The sequence below is a fragment of the Nostoc sp. DedQUE04 genome, assembly GCF_034530995.1.
In the GTDB taxonomy this organism is placed as follows: domain Bacteria; phylum Cyanobacteriota; class Cyanobacteriia; order Cyanobacteriales; family Nostocaceae; genus Nostoc.
Genome location: NZ_JAVRCA010000033.1, coordinates 25,298 through 39,861, shown reverse-complemented (window position 1 = coordinate 39,861; position 14,564 = coordinate 25,298). Strand labels below are relative to the sequence as shown.

General features: G+C 40.6%; 15 protein-coding genes. 8 read left to right on the top strand and 7 right to left on the bottom strand.

Annotated elements, in window-relative coordinates; genetic code table 11:
* Nucleotides 1-88: 88 nt before the first annotated feature.
* Nucleotides 89-1,606 carry a phospholipase D-like domain-containing protein gene (locus RM049_RS21620; protein WP_322705630.1) on the bottom strand — a complete coding sequence of 506 codons (1,518 nt, stop codon included), beginning with the start codon at nucleotides 1,604-1,606 and terminating at the stop codon, nucleotides 89-91.
* A gap of 217 nt (nucleotides 1,607-1,823) precedes the next feature.
* On the opposite strand from RM049_RS21620, the gene RM049_RS21615 reads away from it, so the two are divergent.
* Nucleotides 1,824-3,011, top strand: coding sequence for a cysteine desulfurase family protein (locus RM049_RS21615; protein WP_322705651.1), 1,188 nt, complete (start codon nucleotides 1,824-1,826; stop codon nucleotides 3,009-3,011).
* Nucleotides 3,012-3,169: 158 nt separating this feature from the next.
* Here the strand turns inward: RM049_RS21615 and RM049_RS21610 are convergent, their stop codons facing one another.
* A complete protein-coding gene (locus tag RM049_RS21610; protein ID WP_322705629.1) occupies nucleotides 3,170-4,438 on the bottom strand; it encodes a patatin-like phospholipase family protein in 1,269 nt (422 codons plus the stop codon).
* Between the two features lie 464 nt (nucleotides 4,439-4,902).
* On the opposite strand from RM049_RS21610, the gene rbsK reads away from it, so the two are divergent.
* Together rbsK and RM049_RS21600 are read left to right on the top strand one after the other, a co-directional pair.
* Entirely contained in the window at nucleotides 4,903-5,844 is a 942-nt protein-coding gene (rbsK, locus tag RM049_RS21605; RefSeq protein WP_322705628.1) for a ribokinase, read from the top strand.
* A 135-nt stretch (nucleotides 5,845-5,979) separates the two neighbouring features.
* Nucleotides 5,980-6,621 carry a transaldolase family protein gene (locus RM049_RS21600; protein ID WP_322705627.1) on the top strand — a complete coding sequence of 214 codons (642 nt, stop codon included), beginning with the start codon at nucleotides 5,980-5,982 and terminating at the stop codon, nucleotides 6,619-6,621.
* A 42-nt stretch (nucleotides 6,622-6,663) separates the two neighbouring features.
* Here RM049_RS21600 and RM049_RS21595 read toward each other — a convergent pair whose 3' ends face one another.
* Nucleotides 6,664-7,557 carry a LysR family transcriptional regulator gene (locus RM049_RS21595; RefSeq protein WP_322705626.1) on the bottom strand — a complete coding sequence of 298 codons (894 nt, stop codon included), beginning with the start codon at nucleotides 7,555-7,557 and terminating at the stop codon, nucleotides 6,664-6,666.
* A gap of 414 nt (nucleotides 7,558-7,971) precedes the next feature.
* Between RM049_RS21595 and RM049_RS21590 the strand changes: the two genes are divergently transcribed.
* The 5 genes from RM049_RS21590 to cls all read left to right on the top strand — a co-directional run bounded on the left by RM049_RS21590 (nucleotide 7,972) and on the right by cls (nucleotide 12,040).
* Entirely contained in the window at nucleotides 7,972-8,256 is a 285-nt protein-coding gene (locus tag RM049_RS21590) for a hypothetical protein (protein ID WP_322705625.1), read from the top strand.
* A 4-nt stretch (nucleotides 8,257-8,260) separates the two neighbouring features.
* Nucleotides 8,261-8,917, top strand: a complete 657-nt coding sequence (locus RM049_RS21585; protein WP_322705624.1) for a glutathione S-transferase family protein — start codon at nucleotides 8,261-8,263, stop codon at nucleotides 8,915-8,917.
* Nucleotides 8,907-9,410, top strand: coding sequence for a GNAT family N-acetyltransferase (locus RM049_RS21580; protein WP_322705623.1), 504 nt, complete (start codon nucleotides 8,907-8,909; stop codon nucleotides 9,408-9,410). The genes RM049_RS21585 and RM049_RS21580 overlap by 11 nt, the downstream gene beginning before the upstream one ends.
* 343 nt (nucleotides 9,411-9,753) lie before the next feature.
* Nucleotides 9,754-10,599 (top strand): endonuclease/exonuclease/phosphatase family protein, encoded by an 846-nt coding sequence (locus RM049_RS21575; protein WP_322705622.1) that lies wholly within the window; start codon nucleotides 9,754-9,756, stop codon nucleotides 10,597-10,599.
* Nucleotide 10,600: 1 nt separating this feature from the next.
* Nucleotides 10,601-12,040: a cardiolipin synthase gene (gene cls / locus RM049_RS21570; protein ID WP_322705621.1), complete on the top strand. Its 1,440-nt coding sequence runs from the start codon at nucleotides 10,601-10,603 to the stop codon at nucleotides 12,038-12,040.
* Nucleotides 12,041-12,081: 41 nt separating this feature from the next.
* Here the strand turns inward: cls and RM049_RS21565 are convergent, their stop codons facing one another.
* The 4 genes from RM049_RS21565 to purS all read right to left on the bottom strand — a co-directional run bounded on the left by RM049_RS21565 (nucleotide 12,082) and on the right by purS (nucleotide 14,517).
* Entirely contained in the window at nucleotides 12,082-12,636 is a 555-nt protein-coding gene (locus RM049_RS21565; protein ID WP_322705620.1) for a pyridoxamine 5'-phosphate oxidase family protein, read from the bottom strand.
* A 125-nt stretch (nucleotides 12,637-12,761) separates the two neighbouring features.
* Nucleotides 12,762-13,286, bottom strand: a complete 525-nt coding sequence (locus tag RM049_RS21560; RefSeq protein WP_322705619.1) for a DUF937 domain-containing protein — start codon at nucleotides 13,284-13,286, stop codon at nucleotides 12,762-12,764.
* 179 nt (nucleotides 13,287-13,465) lie between these two features.
* The gene (gene purQ / locus RM049_RS21555; protein ID WP_322671887.1) at nucleotides 13,466-14,140 is read right to left on the bottom strand and encodes a phosphoribosylformylglycinamidine synthase subunit PurQ; all 675 of its coding nucleotides are present in this window, start codon (nucleotides 14,138-14,140) and stop codon (nucleotides 13,466-13,468) included.
* Nucleotides 14,141-14,238: 98 nt separating this feature from the next.
* Nucleotides 14,239-14,517, bottom strand: coding sequence for a phosphoribosylformylglycinamidine synthase subunit PurS (gene purS / locus RM049_RS21550; RefSeq protein WP_292747447.1), 279 nt, complete (start codon nucleotides 14,515-14,517; stop codon nucleotides 14,239-14,241).
* Between the last annotated feature and the right edge of the window lie 47 nt (nucleotides 14,518-14,564).

Here is a 14,564-nt window from a genome sequence, read left to right as displayed (position 1 = left end):
TTGTGTAATCTTAGATGTTTTTAACTAGGTAGAATACTCGTTGTAGGGATGTACAGCTAGCTGTACGCCTTACAAAGTCACGCGATATCTACGACGGGCTATCTTTTTCTAAAGTTATAGCACTCACTCCTGGAACTTTTCCTAAGTCTTGTAAAGATATAAATTGTTCCTTCTGCCCTCTGCCTTCTGCCTTCTTCAATTGAGGACATCGTGTTTGTTCTAATTTAATTTTTTGTTGAATTGCTGGTGGTAAGCCTGGTTTTACTTTGGCATAAAGACGAGCAAATTCTCGCACATAATGGGCAGCAACTACCGGATTTTCGATCGCTACAAGCGTCTCATCGTTACCATTATTGGCTGCATCTGACCAATTATGAGAACCTGTAATTACTGTTTGACTATCAATAACAGCAAATTTGTGATGCAATAAATCGCCTTTGGGTAATACAGGTACACCTACGGTAGTAATTGGATTTGACCAAGGATGATTGTCAACTTCATATTTACATTTGTTACTAAGAGCAACCCCCATCATATCTAAGGCTTCGCTGTAAGGACGGTAGGCAAATTGTGGTTCAATTAAAGCGCGAATTTGCACGCTTTGTTGATGGCGTTTTTCTAAAATATTGGCAAGAGGCTGTTCGGAAAAGACAAATAACGCCATGTCAATAGATTTGGTTGCTGAATCTAAAGTTTTACCAATTAAACCATTACTACTGTTACTCCAAAGTTGAGTTGGAGAAGTAGGCGAAAATTGCACAGTAATTTTGGTGTTACCTACAGTTATTTCTTTAGGTAAACGCATCGGTTTTTTCAAACCAAATTGACTATCCGGCTGACCTCCTGGGCCATCACCCCACATAATATTAAACTCTTCTGTAAATAAAGCAGCTAATTCCGGGCTGTCAATCTGCAATAAGTTATTGGCATTGCCTAAACTACTAAGATTTGTAAAATCACCAGAAGTATCACTTAATGTAAAATTAGCTGAAGTGATAATTACGAGGCGATTGTCCACAATCACAAATTTATGATGCATCAAGCTGCTACCTGCTGAACCATCGGCTCGATCGTCTAGCCAGGGAATTTGGGCATTCTGCAAAATTATCAAAGCATCTCTTTGATTGATTTCGCCTGGACTGAGTTGATTATCTTGGTTAAGATCGATAAATTTGCGAAATTCGTTGTAACGTTCCTGTTCTCTTTTATCTAACTTACCTACTTCGGCAGATGTTAAGCTACTCCAAGGTCGGCTATAGGTATTTTCTAAAATTATTCTCACTTTTACCCCAGCTTTTTGTCTATCAGCCAATGCTTGGGCAACTTTGGGCAAACGTAATTCTTGTACCGCCACATCTACTGTAGATTTAGCTTGCACAATAGCATCGACAATCTGTTTTTCTAAATCATCCCCAAGGCGAGTTTGCTGACGGTAAGCTTCTTGGTATTCTGAAGACTCAGAATGGTTAAAGTAAACTCGAACTAAGGGGTCTTGTGGTAAGGGTGCTGGACGCTGATTAAATGACTGGACTCGTTGACAACCAGCGAGGGAAAATATCAGTAAAAAGATATATAAAAAATATCTTGGTCTAGAAATAAGTTGCACTGTAATCTGTTAAAAGTGGATTGAGAGTGGACATATTTATCATTCCCAAAATTTTGCGTTCGGAATTAAGTAGAGAAATAGCTTTCCAAGTACAGGAAAAAAGCCGCTACTAGATGTAGAATTACAGATATTTTTTCAGGATTTGTCCACTAAAACTGTATCTGCTGGCAAGATCGGCAGTCTATCACCAACGTGTGTTCTCACCATTATCGGTTATATGCAAATTTATCTAGATTACAGCGCCACTACTCCGACTCGAAAAGAAGCGATCGCAGTTATGCAAACAGTCCTCACTCAACAGTGGGGCAATCCTTCCAGCTTACATGAGTGGGGACAACGGGCGGCAATGGTTGTAGAACAAGCCAGAGTCCAAGTTGCTGGTTTAATTAACGCCGCCACTCCTGAATCGATCGTTTTTACTTCTGGTGGCACTGAGGCAAATAATCTAGCAATTATGGGTGTAGCTCGGTTGTATGCTGTACCTCAACATATAATTATCTCCAGTGTTGAGCATTCCGCAATTTCTGAAACAGTGCGGTTGCTAGAAATGTCGGGTTGGGAAGTTACGCGCTTGTCTGTAAATGTTAAAGGCAGAGTCAACCCCTTGGATTTAAAGGCGGCGTTGCGACACAACACAGCCTTAGTTTCTATAATTTACGGTCAAAGTGAAGTTGGGACTGTGCAAGCGATCGCAGAACTGGGTAAAATTGTGCAATCGCATGGTGCTTTGTTCCATACAGATGCGGTGCAAGCTGCGGGACGCTTACCCATAGATGTGCAACAACTACCTGTAGACTTACTTAGCCTTTCCAGTCATAAAATCTATGGGCCGCAAGGTGTAGGGGCGCTGTATGTGCGTCCTGGTGTGGAGTTAATGCCCTTGCTGGGTGGTGGTGGACAAGAAATGGGACTGCGTTCTGGTACGCAAGCAGTACCGATAATTGCCGGATTTGGTGTAGCAGCAGAATTAGCAGCCGAAGAATTAGCTACAGAAACACCACGATTAATTGAGTTACGCGATCGCGCTTTTGCCCAATTAGCTGAAATTCCTGGTTTAATTCCTACAGGGGATGTTTGCGATCGTTTACCCCACCATGTCAGTATGTGCTTAGAAAACGCCGACGGAAAAAAACTCAGCGGTAAAGCCTTGGTGCGACAGCTAAACCTTGCTGGCATCGGCATCAGTGCTGGTGCTGCTTGTCACAGTGGTAAACTTAGTCCTAGCCCGATATTGTTAGCGATGGGTTATTCAGAAAAAGCTGCTTTGGGCGGAATTCGCATCACATTGGGGCGTGATACGACGCAAGCTGATATAGATTGGACGGTGATGGTATTGAAGCAAGTTTTGCAAAGGCTAACACCAGTTATTAGTGGGCAACCTAAGTATATTTCAAAAATCAAATAGGAGTCATATAACAGCGAGCCAACTGTTGCTGCGATCGCCTAATAACAAGTTTTGTTTGTATAACAATCCGATTTGATTTGCGAGAATTGTATGCCACAGATATCTGACTTGTTTTAGAAGTCAGATATCTAGTTTGTTACAAATAATTCAGCATTGTATCAGACTGATAAAGCCTCAGTCTGATTCGTAGTTGTATGGGTAATAGGATTAACTTTTATAAATTGTTCGATTGCATCTTTTACTTTCGGCCCTTTACCATATACTCTAGAATCATAAATCAAACCAATATCAATGAAAGCTTGAGCCGCAGCGATCAAAGTTTTAATATTTTTATTGCTGGAATCATCCATCTCTTCATTTACACGGATATTCTTAACTATGCAATCATCATTGTATTCTTTGAGGTTTGTATTTACAGCTTGAACTAAATACTGATTTTTCCTTAGATATTTTTTTTCTATGAGAGTACGAGTCATTTTATAATCTTCATTTGCTAAGGGTTTATATCTCTCATTTAAATCAAAATCCAATCGAAGGTAGTGCCCTGACTCGAAACCTCCAAGGATGTTTTGACAAATCGTACTATTTATTTCACCTGTTGGTTCCATGAACACATCCACAAGCCGCTCTACCCAGTTTAACGTGTGCCATTTTTTTATTTGTTCATATTCAAATGGGTTGGCGCTTTTACCCGTACCGATAGAGAGTACAGAAATATCCTCTAGTTTGAGATTTTCTAAATTATATTTTTTCTTATCCTCTGTTGATAGCTTAGGAGAACGACTCACTTTTAAAGCTTGACTAATTGCTGCCAAGGATGGATTATTAGCACAAACTCCGCCATCAATATGAGGGAATGACCATTTACCAAATTTGTCTTCGTCAGATGCTTTTAACTCGCGTGGTGGGAAGAAAGTTGGCGCTGATGCTGAACTAATACATATATCTTTGAGTGGAATTCCATCGTACCAGCGAGCGCCCAAATCAGGATGTAAATTGGTGAAAAAAGTTGTGTTGCGATAACGCATATCATAGGCGAGAATCAACAATATAGTGTTGGTAATCTCGCCAATTTTAGTTTTACCCAAAGCAGATTCATCTTCCAGGGCTTTTTCTAATCCATCATGAGAATATTTGGGTGAAAATATATTTTTGACAAATCGCCAGGGTTTTTCAAAATTCCTTGGCTGCGGGAAGATTTGCTCAGCTTTTGTTTCATATAGTTTCAGCAGTTGAGTGGTATTTAAGCCTTTCGCCAGTCCCGCAGCAATAATCGAACCAGTAGAAGTACCGGTAATCATGTCAAAATATTGGTGTAACTCTAAGCCGTAAGTTGCTTGGATTCGACTTTCAACCTCTTTGAGCATTTGTACCGAAACTACACCACGAATTCCACCACCATCTAAACTGAGAATTTTAAATGTCATAACCTACTCCTAACAAGACAACCATTAAAACGATGGTTATATGGTTCCCAGTTATTGGTGAAAAATTTCACGGCGTGTCGGAAAAGAGAAGCAAGTGTCCGTAGCAATACTTTTCGATTAAAGGGGAAAGGAGAAAGGGAAAAGGTTTAAATTTACCTTTCTCTTAAACCAAAAAAGAGATTGTTGGGATTATCCGAAAAGTATTGTGTCCGTAGAGTTTACGCTTTTACCACAATGATTTTGCCTTTCTACAAAAAAAATCATACATATAATTAGCAACATCACCAAAAGGGTTAAAGGAGTTTATCAATTAAGTACTGTACAACTAACCATGATGTAAATTATGAGAATTGGTCATTTCGAGCGTTTCACATAACCCTAATTTACTTACATATTTGCGTAGGCGTAGCCCTTCAGACATCGCATCCTGTAATATCAATCAAAATAACTTTAAGAGCAGCATCATGAGTATTATCGTTTTCGGCAGCATAAATATAGACTTGGTAGCAACAACACCCCGGTTGCCAGTCGCAGGAGAAACGTTACTAGGAGAAGAATTTTTTAAAGTTTCGGGAGGGAAAGGAGCCAATCAAGCCGTAGCATTAGCAAAATTGGGCATTCCTACCCAGATTGTGGGGCGTGTAGGTGCAGATGATTTTGGTAAGGAACTTGTTAACAATTTGCAAACATCTGGTGTGCAGACTGATAACATTTTTGTGGATGAAACTGTTAGTTCTGGAGTCGCTATTATCACCGTGAGTCAGACTGGTGAAAATCAAATTGTCGTCATTCCAGGTGCAAATGGGCGTGTCAATCAAGAAGATGTAGAACGATTATTCCACTTATTACCAGCAGCTACAGCACTACTTTTACAACTAGAAATTCCGATTACTGCCGTGATTGCTGCTGCTAAAGCCGCAAAAGGTGCAAACATAAAAGTGATTTTTGACCCCGCACCCGCACAATCTAATTTACCAGATGAATTGTATCCATTGGTAGACATTATTACACCGAATGAAGTTGAAGCAGCGCAATTGGTAGGTTTTCCTGTGAATGGTGAGGAACAAGCCGCTAAAGCAGCTGCGGTTTTATTGCAACGGGGTGTGAAATGTGCGATCGTCAAACTGGGTGCTAAAGGTGTTTTTTGTGCCACTGCTGAAGAAAAGTTTTTTGTACCTGCGTTTTCAGTTCATGCAGTTGACACAGTAGCCGCAGGCGATGCTTTTAATGGTGGTTTAGCGGCGGCACTTTTTGAAGGACTTTCCTTACATCAAGCAGTTGTTTGGGGTGCAGCAGCAGGTGCTTTGACAGCGACAAAACCAGGCGCACAAACTTCGCTACCGGATAGGTTTACATTTGATGCATTTCTTCAGGAAAGGGGAATGAATAGTGGCTATCAAGGATAGGTATTTAAAAAAGTATAGAATAAACAGGTAAAATGCTTATCCGATCGGGATTGGCAGAAATATCAGTGCAAAGCTTCTGAACGATGTAGGGTGTATAGCAGGAGAAATGCAGGTAGGAAAAGTGAGGAATTAAGTATGGTACTATATTTAGACTCCGCGATCGCATCGGAAGCTGAAGTTATTAAGCTTTGGGGATGGGTGAAAGGTATCACAACAAATCCCACGTTGTTATCTCAAAGCGATACTCCACCAGAAACCACGCTCAAAAAGTTGGTTGCCTTGACAAATGGCCCGTTATACTATCAACTTATGGCATCTGATAAAGCTGGGATGCTAGCTGAAGGTAGAAAGGCTTTCGAGATTATTGGTTCGCAAACAATTTTGAAGATTCCCGCAACACCGTTAGGGTTTGAAGTGGTGGCGAGTCTATCACCAGAGATTACCTGTTCGGTGACAGCGATTTATAGTGCAGCACAGGCAGCAGTCGCACGAGAAGCAGGAGCTAAAATTGCCATAGCTTATGTAAATCGAGCTACTCGATTGTTAGGTGATGGTATTGCTTTAGTGCGGGATATGGCTAGCGTACTCAAAGGTAGTGATACGGAAATCTTGGCAGCTAGTATCAAATCTCCCGAAGAAGCAGCCGCATCGTTGCAAGCCGGAGCGGATCATTTAACTTTACCACTGGCAATGTTGCAGGCGATCGCAACTCATGAATTCTCACAAAAAACCGTTGAAGAATTCGCTAAAGGAGGCATCGGTTTAAGTAATTCGTAATACTTCGGCTACGCTCAGTACAAGTTCGTAATTCGTATGCGCTCAATAAGTGAATTTAGCTAAACTATAAAAATCAAATTTACTCAACATCTCCAAAAAGGTGAATACCGCAGGTACTTGCAGAGTATTAGATAAAGTTGCCGTTGCAATTACTCTTTCGAGCGGTGCAGGTAAACTGTATACTTGCACCTTTGGGGGAATGGGTACAGCTGCTAAACGAGGCATAATAGCTGCTCTCAGTCCTTGATTCACCATGCTAACGACTGTGGAATCTTCTTGAATGTCGGTAGCAGTATTGATTGGAATTGCGAAAGTCTTTAGGTGGTTGTGAAGAATGCGTCCGCAAGGTGTACAAGGAAGCAAAACTGGCGGATAGGCTGCGATGTCTTCCCAAGTAATTTGCGGACTGCTAATTTTGCTATCTGGTGGTAGTAAAGCTACATACTCATCTCGAAAAATTTCCCAGGTTTCAAATTCTTCACCAGTTGGCAGACAAGTAATACCAATATCGGCACGTCCATCATGCAAACACTGCTCTACATCCGTGAAAGCAGCACACTCTATGATTGTGACAGCAATTTCTGGGAATTGATTGTGAAATTGAGCGATCGCTTTTGGTAATAAATGAGTAGCAACGCTCCGAAAAGCCGCAATTCGCACATGACCACCGTGTAAACCTTTATGCGAGTTTGCTTCGTGTTGCATCATCTGTAGATGCTGCATTGCTTGACGCGCATGATACAAAATGCGCTCTCCAGCAGGTGTCAGCACAGCACCGTGACGACCTCTCGCAAATAATGGCACACCTAATTCTTCTTCTAGCGTGGCGATCGCATGACTAATTGCAGGCTGGGAAAGCTGCAATTCTAAGGCTGCTTCACTAAAGTTACCACAATCTGCGACTGCAACTATGGCTCGGAGTTGGGAGAGTTTCATAGGCAATTGATCGGAACAAGGGTATACACATCCTGACTTTATTGTGGCAAAAAGGTTGTATAGCAATCTGATTTGATTTCTGAATTAATCGTAGGGACTAGGGACTGGGGACTGGGAAGAAGGAATAAAGCTGTACTGAGTTTTTTTCAAAAATCAAATATGAGTCCTATATTAGGGACTTCCAAATAAAAAAATATATAACTTTTATTGTGGGGTGGGCGTCTCGCCCGCCCAGTTCATAGGGCGGACAAGATGTCCACCCCACAAGAGCGGATAATTTATTTCTTGGTAATCCCTTAATGATTTCTCATATCTATAAATGGAATTTATAGAACCTATGCAAGCCATGATTTGATTCCTAACTGAGATGTTGTTACTGTTTTATTTACTGAGCAACTTTCAAGAATAATTATTATGAACAATAACATTAAATGTCTATCAACAGAAGATATAGAAATAAATTGTAGTCCGTCATTCCAGAAAAAAACCAACTCAAAGTTATGGAAATCTCTGCATCTGATTTGGGAGAATTTTGTCAAAAAACTCTTAGCAGATCGTAATGAATTACAAGTTTGGCAAAAGGTTGACCGCCACGGTAATATCTATTGGCAAGCTTACGACCCTGTAACCGGAAAATCTTTCTCTTCAGGTTCGGAAACTGATGTATCTATGTGGATTGAACAACTTTATCGGTATTAAAAACATGACACAACTTACTTTAGTAATTGGCAACAAAAATTATTCATCTTGGTCGCTTCGTCCTTGGTTAGCGATGAAGCAATTCGGTTTGGAATTCAATGAGATTCGGATTCCTCTTTATAACCACCCAGATTGTTCATTGAAAATTCGGCAATATTCGTCATCGGGAAAAGTACCTGTGTTATTGCACGATAAACAAACAGTGTGGGATTCTCTCGCTATTTGTGAATATCTAGCTGAAACTTTTCCAACCCTGCAATGGTGGCCAGAGGATAAGGCTGCAAGAGCATTAGCTCGTTCTATCAGTGCAGAAATGCACTCAGGATTTCAAAACTTGCGTCAGAATATGCCGATGAACTGCCGTACTAAATATCCTGGTAAAGGTTTAGAACCCGGCGTACAGCAAGACATTGACCGCATTACTACTATTTGGCAAGAATCACGTCAAAAGTTTGGGACTGGTGGCAATTTTTTGTTTGGCAATTTTACGATTGCCGATGCGTTTTTTGCTCCAGTTGTCCTGCGGTTTGTCGCCTATGATGTGCAGTTAGATACTGTTTCTAGAGATTATGTAGAGTCAGTTTTGGCACTTCCAGCAATGCAAGAGTGGATAAATGCAGCAAAGAATGAGACAGAAGTTATTCCTCAATATGAGTTTTAGGAAAATATTAGATAGCGAGAATAAAAAGGGTAGGAATATTTTAATTCGATATGCGAATAAAAAAGATATTCCTGCCATTATGGAATTGATTCATTTGAAAGCTGAATTTGATGGTTGTCCTGAATCTGTAGAAGCAACTCCTCAAAAGCTAGAAATTGATTTATTTGGAGAAGCGCCTCTTGCTTTTGTTCTTTTGGCTGAGGTTGATGGCGATACTATTGGGTTGGCAACTTATCATTTTATCTATTCAACTTTTTTAGCAAAACCTGGAATTTGGCTGGATGATTTATATGTCAAAGCTGAATATCGAAGCCACCGAGTTGGTCAGGCACTCATGCTACGCTTGCGCCAGATTGCCAAAGAAAAAGGTTGTGGCAGAATCGATTGGACTGTAGCTGTGTCTAACGAGCGTGGAATCAATTTTTATGAAAAAATAGGTGCAAAGATCATTAATAAAGTCAAATTATGCCGCTTAGACGGTCAGATGTTATAGTTGCGATCGCTCTCTTAAGCCACTCTGGTAAGCTTTAAGGTCTATCCAGGGAAATCGCCCGATCCATCCTGACATTGTTCAAGCTCTAGTGCTTATGGAGCATAGATTGTAGCTTTACAAACGTGCTATTCTTCTCTAACGACTGTTTAATAGCGTTAAGCTCTGACTTTTCACGTTATGTGGAAAAGTCCACCAAAAACCTAATCCTCTAACCCCCTTCCCGCGTCGGGAAGGGGGAAAATTCAAAGTCTCTCTCCTTTTAGGAGAGAGATTTAGAGAGAGGTTTTCCAGATGCCGTGAAAAGTCAGCGTTAAGCTAGAATAAATCCATTTTAATATTAGTAATGCCTAATATTCAAGAACACGTAAACACTCTAGTTACGAAATTGGTTCCGGGTTATAGATTTTTTCGTTTACAAGAACTCACAATTGACAAAAATAATTCAATTCAAACAGAAATTAATAGTCAATCAATTAAAGTTCTCAGTTGGAATATTGCTAAACAAAACTATAATAATGCTTGGGTAAAAGATTTTTCCAAAATTATTGCAACTTATCAGCCAAACTTCATATTTTTACAAGAGTTTTCTCTAAAGTTAGAGGCAAATGAATGGGGAAAATGGTTGAAAATGAATTGGAGTTTTGCTCCTAACTTCGTAGATATTCATCACCAAACTTATTCAGGAATATTTACAGCCTCGACAATCAGCCCAATTACCAAAAAAGTTATAGCTACTAAACATTATGAACCGATTGTTAAAACTCCTAAAATTTCTTTAATAACTGAGTATCTGCTACCTGAGCAAAGCATAACTCTGCTGACAATTAATACTCATCTGATCAATTTTGTAGATATAAATAAATTTAAAATCCAACTAAATGAATTAGAGCAAGCCTTATCTACACATCGGGGCCCACTAATATTTTCAGGAGATTTCAATACTTGGAGTCGAAAAAGAGCAGTTATTCTCAATCAAGTAACCACTCAATTAGGATTAACGCCTGTAATTTTCGCACCTGATGAGAAGGAGAAAATTAAACGCTTTTTGTTATCACCTCCTTTAGACCATATCTTTTATCGAGATATCAGTGTGAAAAAAGCCAGTGCTAAAGTGCTAGACCAAATTTGTTCATCAGATCATAAGCCATTGCTGGCAGAATTTACTTATACCAATACTCAAAAAAATTAAGATGCTTGTAGATGCTGGTGTTCTAGCGATTTTTAGCACAGCTACAGTTGTTGTTCATGTCGTGGGAGTTGCACATGCAGCCCATGCAGTGATGAATGTGCGTTCTTCTCAAGGGGCAATTGCCTGGAGCATTTCTTTAATTACCTTTCCCTGGCTAGCTATTCCGTTGTATTGGATTTTAGGAAGAACTAAATTTCATGGATATGCTGAAACACTGCGCTCAGTCTATGCACAACACTACCAGCTTGTTCGTTCGACTTATAGCGAACTGATTAAATTTCAGGTTGCGCCACCAGATAATCTAGCCGAGTTGCAACCATTAGCGGAGGCTTTTACAGAAATTTCTTTCACATCAGGCAATGCTGCCGAATTACTAATTGATGGTCAGCAAACCTATGAAGCAATGCTGAAAAAAATTGCATCGGCGAAAAATTATATTTTGTTCCAATTCTATACTGTTAACGATGACCAATCAGGTAATGAGTTTAAAGAAGCGTTGATTGCTAAAGCCAAGCAAGGAATAAGCATCTATTTTCTCTACGATGAAATTGGTTCAAAGAAACTATCTCGCTCTTATATCGAGTCTCTACAACAGCATGGAATTGCAGTGAGTGCATTTAACACTACTAAAGGTCAGGGTAATCGGTTCCAATTTAATTTTCGCAATCATCGGAAAATTTTGGTGGTGGATGGAGAAATCGCATTTGTAGGTGGACTAAATATTGGTGATGAATATTTAGGAAAAAATCCTCGCTTGAGTCCCTGGCGCGACACCCACATGATGCTCGAAGGCCCAACTGTACAATGCCTACAAAGCTCTTTTGTGCGAGATTGGTATTGGGCAACTCGAAAACTTATCGAAGTTAACTGGCAGGTAAAAATTAATCAGGATAATCAAACTGTATTCATACTTCCTACAGGCCCCGCAGATCATTTGCCAGCTTGTAAGCTTTTTTTCGTCGAATTAATTAATCAAGCTCAAACTCATCTCTGGATTGCTAGTCCATACTTTGTGCCGGATGAGGCAACATTGTCAGCTTTAAAACTGGCAGCAATGCGAGGTGTGGATGTGCGAATTCTCTTACCAAATCGACCCGATCATTTATTTGTTTATTTATGTTCCTTTTCTTACTACACCGAAATGGAAAAAATCGGTATCAAGTTGTATCGTTACAAAAATGGGTTTATGCACCAGAAAATTATAGTCATTGATGAGAATTTAGCAGGGGTAGGAACCGTTAACTTAGATAATCGCTCTTTTTCCCTCAACTTTGAAGTTATGGGTTTTGCTACCGAGCCTCGGTTTGTCCAAAGTGTGAAAAAGATGTTAGAGGATGATTTAGCTGTCTGTGTTGCTGTCGATCTTAATGAGTACGATAAAAAACCTTTTTGGTTCAAGTTAGCTGTGAGAGTCTCTCGATTGCTGACTCCTTTACTTTGATCGCTAATATATGGATTAATAGAATAATCCATCAGGCAAAGTTAGAGTAATTTACTCAGTGGTGTTGCTAAACCGTCAAGGCTGACAAGATTTTTCTTCTGTTGATATTCTCTAACTCCTTCTTCGCCTTTTTTAGTAGCCCAGTTTACTAGAGTCTGGCGCTGACCTTGATATTCATAGAGTGGTACGCCAAAACCACAGGAGGTTTGGATTTTTTCAATGTCAGCGACGATAATTTGACGAGTTCCTGGTATCGGCAAAAATAGAGAATACAACGAGTCCCACTCTGGAGAACTCGGTAAAATGGTGGTTCCTTGGCCGTAAAGACGCAAGATACACGCGGGTTCTTGAAAGGCACAAAACATGAAGGTTATCCGCCCATTTTCTTGCAAATGGGCTGATGTTTCGTTACCACTACCTGTGAGGTCTACATAACCTACTCGGTTGGGAGACAAGATACGAAAACAGTCCTGACCTTTAGGAGACAGGTTAACATGACCCGTAGGACTCAAAGGTGCAGAGCCGACAAAGAAAAGGTGTTGGGCAGCAATAAAGTTTTGCAGTTCTTCAGTAATACAGTCAAATAATTTAGACATAGACTGTCTGATTTATATTTACAAATTGATCGTTTTCTCAGCCTATGTCTTAGCTAAAAATCTAGCAAGGTATAATTACCGATGTCTGGTTTATCCCAAAGGAATGGGGAGTTGGGAGAAAACTCTTACTGTCTCATATATCGACTAGCCATTTGGATGGCATCAGCGATATCGACATCACCATCACCATCAGCATCCAAAAAGGAATTTAGGACAGGATTGCCGCCAGCTTGGGGATTTTGAGCATTGGCACCTGATTGCAAAAATTTTAGCACCAGAGGTACTGCCAAAGGTAGCAATTGTTGAACGATACCAGCATCCAACCCAGTGCGCTGGGCAGCAACTTCAGCTACTTGCTGTTGTATCTGAGGAGAAAACAACGAATTGACGGCTTGGGGGTTGGCAGAAGTACCAGCATATTGACTGACTAAATTTTGTGTGGCTTCATTACCATCTGTGGCTTGTTTGTCTTGTAAAGCAGAACGCACTTGACCACCTACAATTGACAAAACTGATTGGATGGTAGAAGGATTTGCGCCTGTGCGATCGCTCAACTGCTGTACAGTATTAACAATATTTCCTATTTCACCTAAGCTGCCCTGTTGATTGGGATTAGCGACGGCACCAAGAATTTGATCGAAAAGTCCCATAAGTTTGTTTCTCTCTTTGTTCTCAAAAACTTGCCAAAACTGGCTTAAAGTTTTTTGTGTACACAGACTTTTGTAAGTCTACTAAAAGATTAGAACACGCTTGCCTCTAAATTTTAACAACTACTAGCTTAAGGATGAAAAGTCGATCGAGCGATCGCAAAACGCTCAACTTATTTGCTTTACGCTAATGCCGCTACTTTCTCTAGTAAGCCTTGAAACAACCTCAAGCCGTCACTACCCCCTAGCATTGCGTCTGATGCCCTTTCTGGGTGCGGCATCATTCCCAACACATTACCCCGACGATCGCAAATCCCGGCGATGTTGTTCAGTGAACCGTTGGGATTTTCGCCTTCATAGCGAAATATGACTTGCCCGTTATTTTCAATTTCTGCAAGAGTGGCTGCATCAGCGTAGAATCGCCCCTCTCCGTGGGCAATGGGCAAAGTGATAACTTCACCAGTTGTATAAGCTTGCGTCCATAGATTAGTACGCTCAACTTTCAAGGGGACGCGATCGCAAATAAAATGTAAATCCCGATTTCTGGTTAACACCCCTGGCAAAAGGCCAGCTTCAGTTAATACCTGAAAGCCGTTGCAAATACCGAGGACAAACTTACCCTTTTGGGCGTGTTCCACAACCTGTTGCATCACAGGTGAAAAACGCGCGATCGCACCACAGCGTAGATAATCCCCGTAACTAAAGCCACCAGGAATAATCACAACATCCAAATCAGCAATATCTGTTTCTTGATGCCAAACCATGCGCGTTGGTTGCCCCAGTAAATCTCTGATTACATAAGCAACATCGCGATCGCAATTAGAACCGGGAAAAACAACAACACCGAATTTAGTCATTTGTCATTTGTCATTTGTCATTTGTCATTGGGCATGGGGCATTGGGTATTGGAAAACTTTTTCCTAGTCCCCAGTTCCCAGTCCCCAGTCCCTAGTCCCTAAAATACTCCAGTTTGAGTTTCGACCTCAATTAATTCAAAGCGGTAATTTTCAATTACCGGATTTGATAGCATTTGGTCACAAATGGTATCAAGGTCTTGACGGGCTTTCTTCTCTTCAGTTGAAGTGATGGTGAGTTCAATGTACTTGCCAATCCGCACCTGGTCAACGTTATCGTATCCCAGTTGCTTAAGACCGGATTGTACTGCCACACCAGCGGGGTCTAAAACTGAAGGACGAAGGGTCACGAAAATTTTGGCTAGATACTTGGTTTGCACGGGCTTTTGCTGAATGCTGCGATCGCTATACTATAACTTTCTGTTCC